At 47.8% G+C, this 16,566-nt stretch carries 14 protein-coding genes, 1 tRNA gene, 1 rRNA gene and 1 other annotated feature; of the genes, 4 read left to right on the top strand and 12 right to left on the bottom strand.

Annotated elements, in window-relative coordinates; all coding sequences use genetic code 11:
* Positions 1-839 (bottom strand) — a sequence feature (23S ribosomal RNA rRNA prediction is too short).
* Between the two features lie 174 nt (positions 840-1,013).
* From OU421_RS00005 to OU421_RS00025, 5 genes are all read right to left on the bottom strand, one after another.
* A tRNA-Ala gene (locus OU421_RS00005) sits at positions 1,014-1,086 on the bottom strand.
* Between the two features lie 59 nt (positions 1,087-1,145).
* Positions 1,146-2,613: ribosomal RNA gene (locus OU421_RS00010) — 16S ribosomal RNA — on the bottom strand.
* A gap of 640 nt (positions 2,614-3,253) precedes the next feature.
* Positions 3,254-3,976, bottom strand: a complete 723-nt coding sequence (locus tag OU421_RS00015) for a segregation/condensation protein A (protein WP_268186525.1) — start codon at positions 3,974-3,976, stop codon at positions 3,254-3,256.
* Complete coding sequence (smc, locus tag OU421_RS00020; protein WP_268186526.1) at positions 3,969-7,415, bottom strand: chromosome segregation protein SMC; 3,447 nt, start codon at positions 7,413-7,415, stop codon at positions 3,969-3,971. Before smc ends, OU421_RS00015 begins: the two co-directional genes overlap by 8 nt.
* Before the next feature lie 15 nt (positions 7,416-7,430).
* Positions 7,431-8,063, bottom strand: coding sequence for a DUF7518 family protein (locus OU421_RS00025; RefSeq protein WP_268186527.1), 633 nt, complete (start codon positions 8,061-8,063; stop codon positions 7,431-7,433).
* 164 nt (positions 8,064-8,227) lie between these two features.
* Between OU421_RS00025 and glyA the strand changes: the two genes are divergently transcribed.
* Genes glyA through cofE form a run of 4 tightly spaced genes read left to right on the top strand, consistent with a single transcriptional unit; the run spans position 8,228 to position 11,900 of the window.
* Positions 8,228-9,475, top strand: a complete 1,248-nt coding sequence (gene glyA, locus OU421_RS00030; protein ID WP_268186528.1) for a serine hydroxymethyltransferase — start codon at positions 8,228-8,230, stop codon at positions 9,473-9,475.
* Positions 9,469-10,302: a bifunctional methylenetetrahydrofolate dehydrogenase/methenyltetrahydrofolate cyclohydrolase FolD gene (gene folD / locus OU421_RS00035; RefSeq protein WP_268186529.1), complete on the top strand. Its 834-nt coding sequence runs from the start codon at positions 9,469-9,471 to the stop codon at positions 10,300-10,302. Before glyA ends, folD begins: the two co-directional genes overlap by 7 nt.
* 50 nt (positions 10,303-10,352) lie before the next feature.
* Positions 10,353-11,102: a dihydropteroate synthase gene (gene folP / locus OU421_RS00040; RefSeq protein ID WP_268186530.1), complete on the top strand. Its 750-nt coding sequence runs from the start codon at positions 10,353-10,355 to the stop codon at positions 11,100-11,102.
* A 15-nt stretch (positions 11,103-11,117) separates the two neighbouring features.
* On the top strand, positions 11,118-11,900 hold the full coding sequence (cofE, locus tag OU421_RS00045) for a coenzyme F420-0:L-glutamate ligase (protein WP_268186531.1): 783 nt from the start codon (positions 11,118-11,120) through the stop codon (positions 11,898-11,900).
* Here the strand turns inward: cofE and cofC are convergent.
* The 7 genes from cofC to fen are packed head-to-tail and all read right to left on the bottom strand — an operon-like array spanning position 11,853 to position 16,543.
* Entirely contained in the window at positions 11,853-12,497 is a 645-nt protein-coding gene (gene cofC, locus OU421_RS00050; RefSeq protein ID WP_268186532.1) for a 2-phospho-L-lactate guanylyltransferase, read from the bottom strand. The genes cofE and cofC overlap by 48 nt on opposite strands.
* A 16-nt stretch (positions 12,498-12,513) precedes the next feature.
* Positions 12,514-12,816, bottom strand: a complete 303-nt coding sequence (locus tag OU421_RS00055) for a ferredoxin-thioredoxin reductase catalytic domain-containing protein (protein ID WP_268186533.1) — start codon at positions 12,814-12,816, stop codon at positions 12,514-12,516.
* Position 12,817: 1 nt separating this feature from the next.
* Positions 12,818-13,516, bottom strand: a complete 699-nt coding sequence (gene purQ / locus OU421_RS00060) for a phosphoribosylformylglycinamidine synthase subunit PurQ (protein WP_268186534.1) — start codon at positions 13,514-13,516, stop codon at positions 12,818-12,820.
* Positions 13,516-13,758 (bottom strand): phosphoribosylformylglycinamidine synthase subunit PurS, encoded by a 243-nt coding sequence (purS, locus tag OU421_RS00065; protein WP_268186535.1) that lies wholly within the window; start codon positions 13,756-13,758, stop codon positions 13,516-13,518. The genes purQ and purS overlap by 1 nt, the downstream gene beginning before the upstream one ends.
* A 12-nt stretch (positions 13,759-13,770) precedes the next feature.
* Positions 13,771-14,481 (bottom strand): phosphoribosylaminoimidazolesuccinocarboxamide synthase, encoded by a 711-nt coding sequence (gene purC, locus OU421_RS00070; protein WP_268186536.1) that lies wholly within the window; start codon positions 14,479-14,481, stop codon positions 13,771-13,773.
* Position 14,482: 1 nt separating this feature from the next.
* Positions 14,483-15,487, bottom strand: coding sequence for a 7,8-didemethyl-8-hydroxy-5-deazariboflavin synthase subunit CofG (gene cofG / locus OU421_RS00075; RefSeq protein ID WP_268186537.1), 1,005 nt, complete (start codon positions 15,485-15,487; stop codon positions 14,483-14,485).
* A 54-nt stretch (positions 15,488-15,541) separates the two neighbouring features.
* A complete protein-coding gene (fen, locus tag OU421_RS00080; protein ID WP_268186538.1) occupies positions 15,542-16,543 on the bottom strand; it encodes a flap endonuclease-1 in 1,002 nt (333 codons plus the stop codon).
* Positions 16,544-16,566 lie beyond the last annotated feature (23 nt).

Raw genomic sequence — 16,566 nt, forward strand, 5'->3', positions numbered from 1 at the left:
CCCTCCACGCAACTTTCGTCACCCTTCAGCCTGCCCACGCATGAGATCACTGGGCTTCGGGTCTTATCCTGTCGACTACACGCACGATTAATACGTCGTCCCATGCACGAATGCTACGGACTTGTCGCTTTCGCTTCGGCTTCCCTTACCGGTTAACTCGCCAACAGAATAAACTCTCTGGCCCGTTCTTCAAACCGTAAGTTGTGGACACCGGCAATACATCCCATACTACCGCCTCGCGACGGGTTCTTTCAACGTAAAGATCCTTTCATGCCACAACCACACCTATCACCTATCAGTTTTCAGGCACTTTTTAACCACCTTTCCAGGGTTACTTTTCAAGCTTTCGCTCACGCTACTATTGCGCTATCGGTTTCGAGGAGTATTTAGTTTTGGAGGTTGATGACCCCCAGGTTCATGCGAGAATTCCAACCCGCACTACTCGAGACACTTCCTCACCAAAACATCGGTATGCGTACGGGGCTATCACCCTCTGTGGCAAACCGTTCCAGAATTATTTTCCGCTTCGGATGTTTGGCTAAACGGAAGGCTCACAACACCACATGTCCCCGAAGGGATTCGGTTTGAACTATGTCGTTTTCGATCGCCTTTACTAACGACATCTCGTTTGATTTCTCTTCCTCCCCCTACTGAGATGTTTCAATTCGGGGGGGTTCCCAATCCTTACGGAATCGCTTCCGAAGAAGCAGGAGGTCCCATTAGGGTATCTCCGGATCATAGGTTCCCATGCGCCTACCCGGAGCTTATCGCAGCTTGGCACGCCCTTCATCGGCACTCGAAACCGAGCCATCCACTGACAGGTTTGTATCAGCTATGTCTTTTTGATTGTGTCCGTTAAAACTCATTTAACGTCCAATGTGCACACCTTTACACAGCCTCTAAGAGTCTTGTGGACTCTCGGCCCTTCCCCGGAAACTCACGTCTCCGGGTGCATTGGTAGCCTGGTTCTCAGACAATAGATGTCACGAAGGACACATCTGATTACCAGGCAATGGACTTAAGGGGATTTGAACCCCTGGCCTCGGCGTTGCAAACGCCGCGCTCTTCCAGCTGAGCTATAAGCCCATATCCTGTTGACACCAGCAATTTTACGTTCTATTTAATAACCGCATACCCAGTTCTTTAGGAGGTGATCCAGCCGCAGATTCCCCTACGGCTACCTTGTTACGACTTAACCCTCCTTGCGAAACCTAGATTCGACTGCGGCAAAAACCACAGGCTCATCCAAACCTCACTCGGATGGTTTGACGGGCGGTGTGTGCAAGGAGCAGGGACGCATTCACCGCGCTATGTTGAAACGCGATTACTACGGATTCCAGCTTCATGTGGGCGAGTTACAGCCCACAATCCGAACTTGGGACAGGTTTAAGAGATTGCCTTCACCTTTCGGTGTCGATACCCATTGTCCTGCCCATTGTAGCCCGCGTGTAGCCCGGATAATTCGGGGCATGCTGACCTACCGTTGCCCATTCCTTCCTCCTCTTTAGCAGAGGCGGTCCCAACAGTGTCCTCATCGTTCCGGAGAACAAGCTAGCAACTGTTGGCGTGGGTCTCGCTCGTTGCCTGACTAAACAGGATGCTTCACAGTACGAACTGACGACGGCCATGCACCTCCTCTCAGATCATCAAGCAGAGTCTTCAGCCCGGCTATCATATGTCTGTCCTATCCGGTGAGATTTCCGGCGTTGAGTCCAATTAAACCGCAGGCTCCACCCGTTGTGGTGCTCCCCCGCCAATTCCTTTAAGTTTCAGCCTTGCGACCGTACTTCCCAGGCGGCACGTTTCACGGTTTCCCTTCGGCACCCCAGTGACTCGTGGTCACCAGTACACCTAACGCGCATAGTTTACGGCTGGGACTACCCGGGTATCTAATCCGGTTCGCTCCCCCAGCTTTCGTCCCTCACTGTCGGAGCCGTTCTGGTGAGATGCCTTCGCCATAGGTGGTCCCCCGGGGATTACAGGATTTCACTCCTACCCCCGGAGTACCTCTCACCTCTCCCGGTCCCTAGACCCCCAGTATCTCTTAGACGCCCGCCGGTTAAGCCGGCGGATTTCCCAAGAGACTTAAGGGTCCAGCTACGGACGCTTTAAGCCCAATAAAAGTGGCCACCACTCGAGCCGCCGGTATTACCGCGGCGGCTGGCACCGGTCTTGCCCGGCCCTTTCTTCAGATGCGTTTTAAACACCTGGACAGCCCGCGTATACGGGCACTCGGGGTTCCCTTATCACAGTTTCCTGCATTGTAAAGTTTTCGCGCCTGCTGCGCCCCGTAGGGCCTGGAATCGTGTCTCAGATTCCATCTCCGGGCTCTTGCTCCCACAACCCGTATCGATTACAGGCTTGTTGGGCCGTTACCCCAACAACAACCTAATCGACCGCAGATCCATCCTAAGGCGCCGGAGCTTTCGACTAGAGAACATTCCAGTATCTCTAATCTATGGAGTATTATCCCCAGTTTCCCGGGGTTATTCTCCACCTTAGGGCAGGTTATCCACGTGTTACTGAGCAGTCCGCTGAGGGTCTAAACCCTCTCAACTCGCATGGCTTAATCGAACCCCGATAGCAGTGACCTCTGGCAGGATCAACCAGAATTAATTTCTTGAAGTAGGCAAACTGATACCTCAGTTTTGCTTTTCAAAGCACACTTATGTTCGACTTATTTTTTAAAGGATATTAGCGGTTACTAAATAGATTTCCGCATTGCCAGTGCCAACGTCAGAACCGACACTCCCATCCGAGTGGTTTCGGTTCCCCATCAAAATCTTGGACTTCAATATTAGCGGCAAGAGGTGATAAACCCTCGCATTTCCCTCCGAAGTCCCGAAGACAGACCTCTGCACCGACCCGAAACGGTTCGGGCATGTACAAAGATCATATTTCTATGGTATCTGTATGCCTGCAGAGCAAACAAAGGCAGTATAGCCCCCGATTGTCACAGTCATTCGACCTAACTAAGTGGTAACTACCACACTATAATGATTGTTATTTGCATCTAAAATCATTTAGGAGAAAAAAAGAAAATTCACATTATCAACTATACAAATCTAAGAACAAATTGAATCTGTTTTATCCATTAGAATGAAATTATTGACCAGATATTCAGAATTGTACAGGATTATTTTTTGTCTACAGAAAAATCATTGTCACCAATACAAAATCAAATCAATCATTGAATTAAAGGGACAAATGAAATATTGTTAATAATTGCTTGAAATTTAAAAATACAGGACAATTATTCATCGAATGCCTCTGCGCGCCATGTATCAATGTAAATATCTCCAAAAAATTCCTCCTGCCATATCATCAGTTTGCCTTCAAGCATCAAAAATAATAACGGGAGATAGACCACGCGGTAATCCTTATTCATCTCAGAACTCAGAGAGGAAAGTGTGACAGTTTTATCCCGTTTTGCCATCCTCTCAAAACAGGAATGTACAGATACTGTCAAATCCTGAAGATCTTCCTCATGGGCCACAGAAACAATATCCCCGGCATCAAATACCACATCCGGAAACGCCCGCTTTTTGCGGGTACGCCGACGTTCCATTTTTTCAGCAGTCTTCAGTTCCTTGATGAGTTCATATAATGTGACAGGACTCTTTCGTTTCCCTTTTCTGCCAATTCTCCGCTTAATCTCTCGTTCAAGCTTTTCAATTGGTTCAGATATATCATCAAATGAAAAATCGATCCCGGCATCAAAATCATCAGTCAGATCAAACGATTCTTCAATGAAATCAGGTTCATCATCTTCAGTTTCTTCAAGATACTCTGATTTCATTCTCAGAAGAAGAGAGGCAAAAAAAAGAGTTCTTCCAGAAATCCTCAGATCCAGAGCCTTCATCCGTTCAAGCTCACCCAGAAACCGATCCGTCACCTCGACAATATCAATGTTCCAGGGATCAATTTCCCCGGACTCAGCCATAGATACCAGAATCTCAACCGGCTCCTCATGCATTGCTTTTGACACCGGTCACATACGTTGATTTGTCTGGCCTTGCAGTAACGCCGATAATACGATCTGCCCGTTCAATTGTTGGTTTACGAAGTGAGACACAGATAGACTGTGCACCAGTTGATAATTCCTGGATCATTGTTGAAACACGTTCCACATTAGAACCATCCAGCATCATGTCAATTTCGTCCAGTGCATAAAACGGAGCGGGCATGTACTGCTGAATGGAAAATATAAACGAAAGTGTTGTCAGCGATTTCTCCCCTCCGGAAAGTGAATTAAGAAGGTGCACCTTTTTCCCCTGCGGTTGCACAGCGAACGTCATCCCCCCTGCAAACGGGTCATCCTCATTATCAAGAACAAGCTGACCGGAACCCCGTGTCAACTCTGCAAAAATTCTCCTGAAATTGGTATCAATTGCCGTATACGCTTCCATGAACGCATCATACTTCATCTTCGCATAATGGTCAATACGCTCAATCAGGAGAGTGCGTTCATTTGAGAGGACCTCTTTTTTCTCTGTCCGCTCGTGGACGCGTTTATCAACGCGATCATACTCTTCAATTGCAAGCATATTTACAGCACCAATTCTCTTCATAGCCCTTTCAGCAGAATCAATACCCCTCTCAATCTCCTGAAGAGTCATATCCGTCTCACGATCCCCAACCTCCTGTTTAAGAGACGCAATTTCCTGAAGAACAGCAATCTTTCGTTCATTCAATGAAGATATCTGTAATCTGATCTTTTCTATCTCGGTATCAATTTCAAGAATCCGGCGTTCCACGGCATGAAGATCATCAGACAGGCGATCATGCTCTTTCTGAAGACCACTAATCTCATCAGAAAATGATTGCTTTCTCTGTTCAAGCATATCTATTTCGCCGTTTTTCTCGGAAATCTCGAGGTTTGCATTATTATTTTCATCATCGATGAAAGCATTCCTCTTTTCAATACCTTCACGCTGACCAGTAAATTCATCGAGACGATTTCTAAAGTGCTGACGCTCAAGTTGCTTGTCGTGAATATCCGCCTCCTTATTCTTGAGCCGTCGCTCAAGATCAGAACATTCACGTGAAAGACGTTCCCGTTCCTCCGACAGAGCAGGAATATTCGTTGCATTCAGCCGGGTTTTCAATTCCTCAATATCGCGTGCAACCTGAGTGATCTGAGCATTTTTCTCCTCGATTTCCTGCTCAATTTCTGCCAGTCCACGTCCGCCCTCTTTTGATTCATCCGATGGATCCTGCTGTGAATGAATAATTCCATCGAGTTCTTCACTCAATGATGCGATTCTGTTTTGATATTCATCATACAGCATATGATAGCGGGCAAGTTCATCGTCCGCAGCACTGCGCTCACGCCGTGCGGATTCGGCCTCATCAGAATATCTGGAAACAGCCGCTTCAATATCATTATATTCGGATCGCAGACCAAGAAGCTCCCCTTCTAATTTTTGAATTTCCTCACCAACTGCAACGCCAAACCCTCCGGACCGCTGTTTCCTCGATCCACCGGTCATGGCACCACCCTTCTCCAGGAGTTCTCCCTCCAGAGTGACCATCCGATACGAACCAATCATCCGTCGCGCATTTTCAAGATGGTCGACAAGCACTGTCCCGGAAAATACCTGTCTGAATACAGGTTCAAACAGAGGATCAAAATCAAGAAGATTCTCAGCATAATCGATAACAGCAGACGATGACCTCTTCAGTGGCGGCAGCGACTGCCGCTTCAGTTTATTGAGGGGCAGAAAAGTCATCCTGCCCAAACGGTTTTCCTTCAGGAACGAAATGGCAGACGATGCAACAGCATCCGTTTCCACAACAACATAGTTAAGGCGCCCGCCAGCAGCGATATCAAGTGCAGTGGCATACTCGGGAGGCGCTTTACCCAGTTGTGCAACAGTGCCATATACGCCATCCATCCCAAGAATGGCTTCAAGAGCGCGGCCACCTGCACCCCCCGCCGCCTGTTGTTGCGCCTCCATGCGCATAATTTCCCGTTCTTTTGACTGAATATCTCTGCGCAGCCTTTCCTGTGCAGACCGGTTCTTCATCAGAAGAGCTTCTGTCCGTGCGATCCGTTCCTGAACAGCTGATTTCTGAGAATCAATTTTTTTAATAAGAGATTCGTATTGACTGCACTGGTTCTCTTTATCATACTGTTCACTTTTTATCTGCTCGACCCTTCTGTTCAGGCGCTCATTTTCTGATGTCCGGAACCGGCTCCGCTCAATCATCCGATCCCGTTCCCCTATCAGATCAGAACGTGCCTCCTTTAATTCACCAACAGAAGTCTGGTACGCAAACAACTGGTCGCGGGCATCTGAGACTTCTCCACTCTCTGCAGAAAGAGACGCTTCTATTTTTTCACGTTCCCCTTGCAAACGGGAAAGGTCCATATTAAGATTCGAGCGATCTATTGAAAGATCACGAATTTCATCAGAGCGTTCTTTTATACTCGTTTCAGCCCGTTTTGAATTTGTATAAATCGACTGAAGCGTCTCCAGATTTTCTTTCTTCTCAATATTATTGCGCTCAATAGACTCGGTCAGTGAACGTATGTTTCCTTTGGCAGACTCAATACTTTCAAGGATTTCTAAATATTCACGACCCGTCTTTCGGTTAATCTCTTCAGATATTTCAGAGATTTTCTTTTGTATCTCTTCAGCATCACCTATCGCAAGACCCCTGCGTTCCCCCGTCTGCCCCAACTCATTCTCATGACTACAGACAATCTCATTTAAAGAAACCAATTCACGATTACGTTCATTGAGAAGAGCAGCAGAGCGACAACCCCTGAGTTCATCCAGTTTCTCCTGCAATTCCCGATAACGAATTGCCTGTTCCCGTTCTGTCTCAAGTTCGCTCAGTCTGCGAATTAATTCGGTGAGAACCAGTTCTTCACGCTCAATCCTCTCACGGACAACCTCAAGTTCACCAAGGGCCTGATCTTTTTTCTTATCAAACTCTGAAACACCAGCGATTTCGTCAATGATCTTTCTCCGCTCATTGTCGGTCATCTCAGTGATACGCGTGACATCCCCCTGCATAACAACGTTGTATCCTTCTGCTTTTATCCCATATTTCGCAAGGAATTCAACGATTTCTCCCTGTTTGCAGAGCCGATCGTTCAGATAATTATAACTGTAATATCCATGTGCCGTCTTTTTGATTCGTCTGCGGATTTTTGTATCATCTGAAAAAGTAATTGCTACTTCAGCAGTATTTTTTCCGGTATTAACGTTAAGAAGATCCGTCAGTTTCTCAGCCCGAAGCCCCCGTGCACTCGACAGTGCAAGACAGAAAAGGATACTGTCAATTATATTGCTTTTACCTGAACCATTCGGTCCGGATATGACAGTAAAACCCTCAAAAAAGGGAATTTTGGTTTTTCGCCCAAATGACTTGAAATTATCAATTTCAAGTTCAGTTATATACAATTAAGAGACTCCCAACTATTTCTTCTTTATTTCGACAGTGTCATCTTCATCTGCATAGATGAGCGGCTTCTTTTCTTCTTTGCCACGATATTCACGATTTGCCTTTGTCTGATACATCTTTGCGGGACGGTTTCCGGCAACGATCAGATCATCATGATTCATTCGCGGCTCTTCAGCCAGCGTACCATCGGGCTGCATAATGGTTGCAGTACCCGTTTCCGGTTCTGCAGGCGCACGGGCAGGCTGCTTGTTTGCAGGTTGTGGAGATGCTTCAGGGCGTTTCACCATCTTTTCAGGTGCAGGGCGCGCACGGCGAATCTCAGGTTTTGGTTTTAGCTCTTCCTTCCCCTCAAGGACTTTCCCAAATTTTCTCACCTCGGCCTTGAGATCAAGAAGTTCCTCTGTCAGTCCCTTCACCATCCCTTCCAGTTCATTAATCCGTGTGTCCCGGGGTGCGACCTGATTATTACTGGCTGCAAGCTTTTTAATCATCTCTTCCAGTTCATCGACCCGGCGGGCAAAATCTTCTCTGATTCCGGGATCCATCCTGCCAGAACCATCTTCATTTTCTCTGAGCATCTCAATCTCCCTGTCCTTCTCTTCAATAATATGCTTAAGCCGGTTTATTTCCCGCTGATTCTGTGCCATCGAACCTCTCCCAAGTGAATCATTTCACAGATAATCTAATAATTCTTATGTTATGTCATGTATGAAAGTGTTTCCGGGAAATACGGCGGAAACGTGATGAATTCCCGGTGGAAGGACATCATCGTAACAACATATATACTCTTTTCAGTTCAACATTTCTCCATATGTCTTACCTGGCTGAATCTGATCCAGAGGTCTATGATATTATTGAAATGGAGCGGTCGCGTCAGATCAATGGTCTTGAACTGATTGCTTCAGAAAATGTAGTTTCAAGGCCGGTTCTCGAAGCTGTAGGCTCCATTATGACCAACAAGTATGCCGAAGGCTATCCGGGCAAACGGTATTATGGCGGTTGTATGTATCACGACATGGTTGAAGACCTTGCGCGCGACCGGCTCTGCAAACTGTATGGCGCTGAACATGCAAATGTTCAGGCAGTTTCCGGAAGCCAGGCAAACCAGGCTGTCTACTTCGCATACATGGAACACAACGATCTGATGATGAGTCAGGACCTTGCACAGGGCGGCCATCTATCTCACGGATCGCCGGTCAATATCACCGGAAAATGGTATTCTGTTTCACACTATGGTGTTGACACCGAATCAGAAACACTGGATTATGCTGCTATCGCAGAACAGGCACGTAAACAGAAGCCAAAGATGATAGTCTGTGGCGCAAGCGCATATCCGCGCACCATCGACTTCAAGGCATTCAAAGAAATCGCAGAAGAAGTTGGCGCATACTGCATGGCAGATATTGCACACATTGCAGGACTGATTGCAGGAGGAGAACATCCCACATCCGTTGGAGTGACTGATTTCACAACCACAACGACCCACAAAACACTACGTGGGCCTCGTGGCGGTGCAATTATGTGCAACGAAGAGGATGCAAAGGCTATTGACAAATCTGTCTTCCCCGGTATGCAGGGCGGCCCTCTGATGCACGTCATCGCCGGAAAGGCAGTCTGTTTCGGAGAGGCGCTAAAACCGGAGTTCAAGGACTATGCAAAACAGATTGTGAAAAATTCACGGGCGATGGCAGGAACTCTGATTGAAGAAGGACTGGATCTTGTTTCCGGCGGAACCGACAATCATCTGATACTTCTTGATCTGACAAACCTGGGCATTACCGGTCTCGAAGCGGAAAACGCACTTGGAGACGCAGGAATCACTGTCAATAAGAATACCATCCCGCGCGAAACACGCAGTCCGTTTGTTACAAGCGGTCTCCGGATAGGGACACCTGCTGTTACCTCACGCGGAATGAAGGAAGATGAAATGAAACAGATTGCACACTTCATCGGCCGTGTCCTGAAAGACAAGGACAACACCCAGCTCAAAGCAGAAATCAAAGCTGAAGTGAAAACACTCTCTTCCGGTTACTCCCTCTACCCTGATGCAGTATGCTGATTGATGGAAAAAAAGTTTCACAGGATCGTCTTGAGATCCTAAAACGTGAAATACAGGAATCAGGACTCTCACCAGGGCTTGCAACGGTGATCGTTGGTGAGGATCCTGCTTCACAGATGTATGTCCGGATGAAACACAAGGCGTGTGATGCAGTAGGCATCCGTTCTGTTGGTGTTGTCCTTCAGGCAGACGTAACAACAGAAGAAGTGATTAAACACGTTCAGTCGCTCAACGAAGATACGTCTGTAGACGGCATTCTTGTCCAGCTTCCCCTCCCCGATCACATTGATACAGAAGCGGTCATCGAAGCAGTGTCTCCCGAAAAAGACGTGGACGGATTTCATCCTGAAAATATCGGAGCACTCTTCTCAGGACGCCCTACGTTTGTGCCATGCACACCCGGCGGTATCATGACACTGCTCGATGTCTATGACATTGACCCAAAAGGAATGAATGCAGTGGTCATCGGCAGAAGTGTTGATGTTGGACGGCCAATGGCCGCCCTGCTCTTAAACGCTGACGCAACGGTCACCATCTGTCACTCAAAGACGAAGGATCTCCCGGAAGTGATAAAGCGGGCAGACCTTATTGTCAGTGCAATCGGCAGGGCGCACTTCATCACAAAAGAGATGGTTTCCCCGGGAGCAATCGTCATTGACGTCGGTATCAACCAGGACGAAAATGGGAAGCTCTGCGGCGATGTCGACTTTGATACTGTCAGCACCATTGCATCGGCAATCACCCCGGTTCCCGGCGGTGTTGGCCCGATGACCATCGCAACGCTGATGGAAAACACCTTTGAATCAGCCAAAAAACATTCATGCTGACCTGCAGAATCGGAAATATACACATCGGAACGAACAGCCCAGTGCGGCTTATGGCTGTCATGAATGCCAGCCCCGAATCCTTTTTTTCCAAATCGTTCGTTCCGCCCGAATCAATCGTGACCACTGCCCAGAGATTTGTTGATGACGGCGCAGACATCATTGATATCGGTGCACGCAGCACCGCACCCAATTCGCCTGTAATTCCCCTGTCCACCGAGACAAAACGGGTAACAGAGACCCTTCGCCAGATTGAGGGAATGGGGATCCCCATCTCACTTGACACCATGTATCCCGAGGTGCTGGATGCAGCACTCCGGTACGATATTGCAGCAATAAATGACATCCACGGACTCAGCAGCCCGGAATATGCCAAAATTGCCGCTGATTCCGGACTACCGGTGATCGCCATGGCATCTGTTGACGCCCCTGGCGACGTGAAGGGTGTGGAAGAGACGGCATTCGCCCTCTCCTTAGTCGTTTCGCGGGCAGCGCACTACGGCATAGAAGACCTGATCCTTGATCCGGCCATCGGCAAATGGACGGCGGAATGGGAACCGGAAGACGACTGGGAACTCTGTCGCCATTTTTCAGAATTTCTGGACTTTGACCGGCCCCTTCTTGCAGCGGTATCACGAAAGACATTTATCGGCGATTTGACCGGAAGAACCCGTCCGGAAGACAGACTTGCAGGGACTCTTGCGGTAACCTGTTCCCTCATGGACAGGGGGGCGTCACTCATCCGTGCACATGATGTCCGCGAGACCGCAGATATTATCCGTGTGCACCAGAAACTCAAATAGACGGAATCTGATCCCATGAATATACAATTTACCGTGACAGGTCTCAAAACAGGCATCATTGTACCGGGCGACGACATCACAGAGATCCTCCTGAAATCACTCCGGGATACTGGTCTTACACTACAGGACGGCGATGTGATGGTCATCGCGGAGAATGCTGTTGCAACCGCTGAAGGAGCGCTTGTAACGCTCTCAGAGAACACACCGTCACCAAAAGCCCTGCAATACGCAGATACCTATGGGATGAACCCGCATCTCGCAGAAGCAGTCATTCAGGAGAGTGACACGGTAATCGGCGGCATCCCGGGATTCCTCCTCTGCATGAAGAACGGAACGCTTCTCCCGAATGCAGGAATTGACGGCTCAAATGCCCCCGAGGGCACCGTGGTATGCCTGCCCCGCGACCCCAATAAAAGTGCTGAATCAATTCGCGACAGAATCCACGAAATGACCGGGTGCACACCCATCATCATCATCGCGGATTCACGGACCCATGCGATGCGTCTGGGATGCAGCGGTGTTGCCATCGGATGTGCCGGGACGCAGGCGGTGGTCGATGAGGTAGGGAAAGAAGACCTCTTCGGACGCGAACTTGAGGTAACCAAAAAAGCAGTTGCAGACAACCTTGCATCTGCTGCAGAACTGGTCATGGGCGAAGCAGGCGAATCAGTACCTGCCGCCATTATTCAGGGCTTATCTCTTCCGATGGAGGAAATATCCGGAATACCGGATATTGCAGCAGAAGAGTGTCTATTCATGGGCGCTGCGCTGAATGCCAACCCTGCCATGTTCAAGTGAGAGCTGAATCCCGATTTCCTGTAGAAAACAACGGGATCGCCCCATACCGTGGATCAGAATTTCAACCAGATCCTCTTTTTCATCTATGTCTGTTGACATAAAAAACGAATCAATGACCTCATAACTCAATCCGGCATCCTCTGCAATCCGTACATGGTCACAGAACGATGCACCGTAATAATCCACCCGGAATTCCTGTGGCTTTCTGACGTATAGAACATTTGTTCCTCCACCACGCCCGGGCACAATACCAACATCCGCAGTGCATGACAAAAGGCGCTGTATAGCATCCGGCGTAACCAGAGGGAGATCTGACATGATTATGAGAACAGGCATCTTCTGCCGGGAAAGATATGCATTCAGTGCCTCATTAAGATCCCGTGTGTCAATCTGTGTCGTGACATCACCATACTCAAACGGAACCGTAGAAAGAATACATGGTGAACATCCTGCCGTGTGGAGAACAGAAATGACATCCCCAAGCATGGCACGGGCAAATGACTCCCGTTCCTCCTGATCCATTACTCCGGAAAGACGGGTTTTTGGATTTATGGGTCTGAATGGAATAATTGCATGAATCTTTGGGGATTCAGACATAAAAAAACCTAAAAAATTATTCCTCACTGTCAAAGTAGAGACGACAGTGACAATATCCTTCATTCGCTATTTCATCTTCATGGAATATACAGGGACAGATAATTTCCTTATCCTTTTCCACATCACCGGTTCTCATCCGGCAGGGACAATACTGTTCACCAAATCGGACGGTATTTCGTGCAAGCCCTTTAATGACTGCCCCTAACTGCTTGTCATTCGGATTTACCTTCCATCCGCGTGATGCAGCATATTCCCGTGCCCATGCAAGAATCGTTTCCTGGAGTCTGGATTCATCATCCGAATCAATTTTATCTGCCATCTCATTCTCTCCTTTCACAATATTCAATCATAGAATCAAAGAGTTTTTTACCATCATCCGAACCAAGAATGGATTCAGCCGCCCGTTCCGGATGCGGCATCATCAACAATACATTTTGATCTTCACTCAGGACACCGGTGATATTCAGTGCTGAACCATTTGGATTGCTTTCCGGAGTACAGTTACCCAACTCATCACAGAATCGGAATGCCACTCTCCCTTCATCCAGAAGTTGCTGTGCAACACCCTCTCCTGCAACATATCTACCCTCTTTATGAGCAATAGGAATCCGGATAACTTCCCCTTCGGTGTATCGTGATGTAAACGGTGATGTAGTGTTTTCAACTTTCAGATGGACCCACTCACAGATAAACTTCGGATATTCGTTCGTTGTAAAGACACCGGGAACAAGCCCGCTTTCTGCTCCGATCTGAGCACCATTACAGATACCCAGCACAAGGCCCCCGGCCGCGGCATGCTGACGTACGTCCTGCATCACTGGTGTTCGTGTCGCAATAGCACCTGCACGGAGATAATCGCCATAGGAAAAGCCTCCGGGAATCACAATCGCATCATAGGAACGGGTGAATCCTTCCTTGTACCATACCAGATCGCAGTCTACACCGCATACATCCCTGATGACGTGCTGTGCGTCATGGTCACAGTTGCTTCCACCAAACTGCAGAACAGCAAACCTCATTATATTACCTCAATCTCATACGAATGGATGACAGGATTTGCCAGGAGACGGTTGCACATCTCGGTGGCCATTCTTTCAGCCGTCTCTGCAGAATCTGCATCGAGACCCACGTTAAATACCCGCGCTGTTGAAAGTGTCTCTGTCGCATACCCCAAATTCGAGAGTGCATGCTGGATCGCCCGTGCCTCAGGGTCAAGCATGCCGTCCTTGAGTGAAATGGTAATTTTTACATTTATTGTCATTTTTGTCTTACCTCATAATGTCTGTAATATCTTGTCAACAACTTTGCCGTATGCGGAGAGCACGTCACCCTTGCCGAACCGGTATACATCCTTATCCAGTGATTCTCCGGTTTTTTCATCCCACAACCGCATGGAATCCATGCTTATTTCATCTCCCAGATAGATGGTGTCACCAGAGCGCCCAAACTCAATCTTGAAATCCACCAGCTGTATTCCTGCCTCTGCAAAAAAATCCTTCAGGAGTTTATTTATTTTAAGGGTCATCTCACGAACGTCCCGCAGACCATCTGCTGACAGAAAGCCAAGAGCAAGAATCAGGTCATCATTTATCGACGGATCGCCGTGTTCATCACTTTTATAATCAGTAACGATAACAGGCGGCTCAATGAGCTGACCCTCGGTAAACGGGAACTTTTTAACGATAGAACCCGCAGCCACATTACGGGCAATGACTTCAAGAGGAATCATGGTGAGTTCTTTGACAACCATTGTTCTTTCATCTTCCATTCGGATAAAATGTGTTGGAATCCCATTTTTTTCCAGATATTGAAAGAAAAATGCAGAAACACGTGCGTTATATTCTCCTTTTCCTGCGAGTGTATCTTTTTTCTCACCATTGAATGCGGTAATATCATCCCGGAATATTACTTTCAGCTCACCGGGTACAGATGTCCGGAATACCGATTTTGCCTTTCCTTCATAAAGAAGCTGGTCTTCATTCATGTTAATCATCATCTCCAAATTCCGTTGAATTCCTAATCTCAATCATTTTCCTGAGTGTCTGTATTATTTCATCCAGATGGTCATCATACCATCCCCTGTCGATAAACCGCTGGTATATACAAAGACGTTCTTTTAGAATATTATTCCCGACAACTGCTTTAAGTTCATCAATCTGTGGCCAGGGATGTTCCGGGTTAACATAATCAATGGTGACCGGTGAAACACCTCCCAGATCATCAACGCCACAGGTGACAAGATACGATGCGTCAGTGAGATTCGGAGGAACCTGAACCATCACATCTTCCGGAAGGATCTCCCGTGCGCTGCGAATTATCGCGCACATCTCTTCTACTCCCGGATACGTTGCAGCTTCCATGGGTGTGCCTTCCTTCGGGCAGAAATTCTGGATAATTACCTCCTGAATATGACCATATCGTTTATGGAGATCCCTGATCACTTCCAGTGATTCAATACGGTCCTCCACGCTTTCACCAATCCCGATCAATATTCCGGTGGTGAATGGAATTTTTAGCTTTCCTGCGTCCTCCATCATGCCAATACGAACTTCCGGAGCTTTTCCGGGCGAACCACGATGGGCCGGAATGACAGCAGTCGTCTCGAGCATGAGGCCCATACTTGCATTGACCGTACGCAGATGCCTCATTTCATCTTCGGTGAGAATACCTGCATTTGTGTGGGGGAGCATGCCCATCGCAAGGGCCTCTTTACACATATCATAACAGTATTCAAGAATATCGGCATATCCGATTTTAGAAATGTGATCAGCAAACCCTGGTACGTCATCCGGACGTTCTCCAAAAGTAAACAATGCTTCAGTGCACCCCATCCCCGCACTATGCTGCAGAACATCACGGACAGCAGCCGGAGACATGACACACCCCAACTGAGGTGGCTTTTTGAAACTGCAATATCCACATGAATTACAACAGACTGTAGTCAGGGGAAGAAACGCATTGCGTGAAAATGTTACCACACGCCGCTGCATGCATATATATCTGCATCCAACATATTCAACCTTCGGACATGGCAGAAAAAAAGGTCAGAACCAGTGGTCCAGAGTCTTCTGACCTGCTGTTGTGCGCATCTTTGTGAGGACAGCATCAACACGTTCCGCAGAAAATTCATACCGTGAACAGAGCAGATCCCGAAGGGCAGATTCATCGGGATTTTGCCAGGAAATATCATATTTTTCCGTCACTGGGGGGGAGCGGAAAAAATCAATTACCGGTTCCGGATCAAAATCAGGAGCTTTTTCGTCAAGAGTTTCCTGAAATGCATTGTTTCGCACAATTTTAAGTGCAGTTTTGGGCCCGATTCCCTTAATTCCTGCATTGAAATCAGTTCCAATGAGAATGCTCATTTCAATCAGGTTTTCGCGGGAAATACCAAGGCCTTCAAGAATCTTTGACAGATACAATTTTTCCGGTTCAACCGTTATCGTCCGTCCACGTATCCGCCGTTTCCCGCTGACAGCCAGATTTCTCACAAGTACCGGTACACCAAACAACAGTGAATCATAATCCTGCGATACGGAAAAATCCAGATCACCCTTCCGCACCATGAAGGCGGCCTGTGCCTCACCTTCACTGGGAGCATCCACAAATGGAATTCCCATGCACGTCAGAAGTTCCTTAGAACTTGACAGGATCCATTCATCAACCCGGGTTGACGCGCGCGCCTGCTTGTAGGATTCTGCAACATCCCCTTCTTCACGCGCCACTTTCCATGCGGTTCCTGCCTTGTCACGAATTTCGCGCCGTTTCGCAATAGTTGTTGATTTCAGGTCAGGCGGTTTTCCGTCAAATACATAAACCGGCTTGATTCCATACTCCAAAAACCGTGCAGTCCTGAAAAAGAGCCCCGACAGATGAGAGGTAACCTTTCCCTCACTGTTCATTAACGGAGTTCCATCCTGCTGTCTGATAATGGTCAGAAACTGATATAATGCATTGTTTCCATCAATCGCTGCGGTGCCGGAAAGCGAATCCCACCCAACCGGCACTTTATAATCCGTTAGAACTTCCCGTAATGCAACGCCCATAGGTATCAAAATAGTATGGGTTT

The organism is Methanogenium organophilum (genome assembly GCF_026684035.1).
Taxonomy (GTDB): domain Archaea; phylum Halobacteriota; class Methanomicrobia; order Methanomicrobiales; family Methanomicrobiaceae; genus Methanogenium; species Methanogenium organophilum.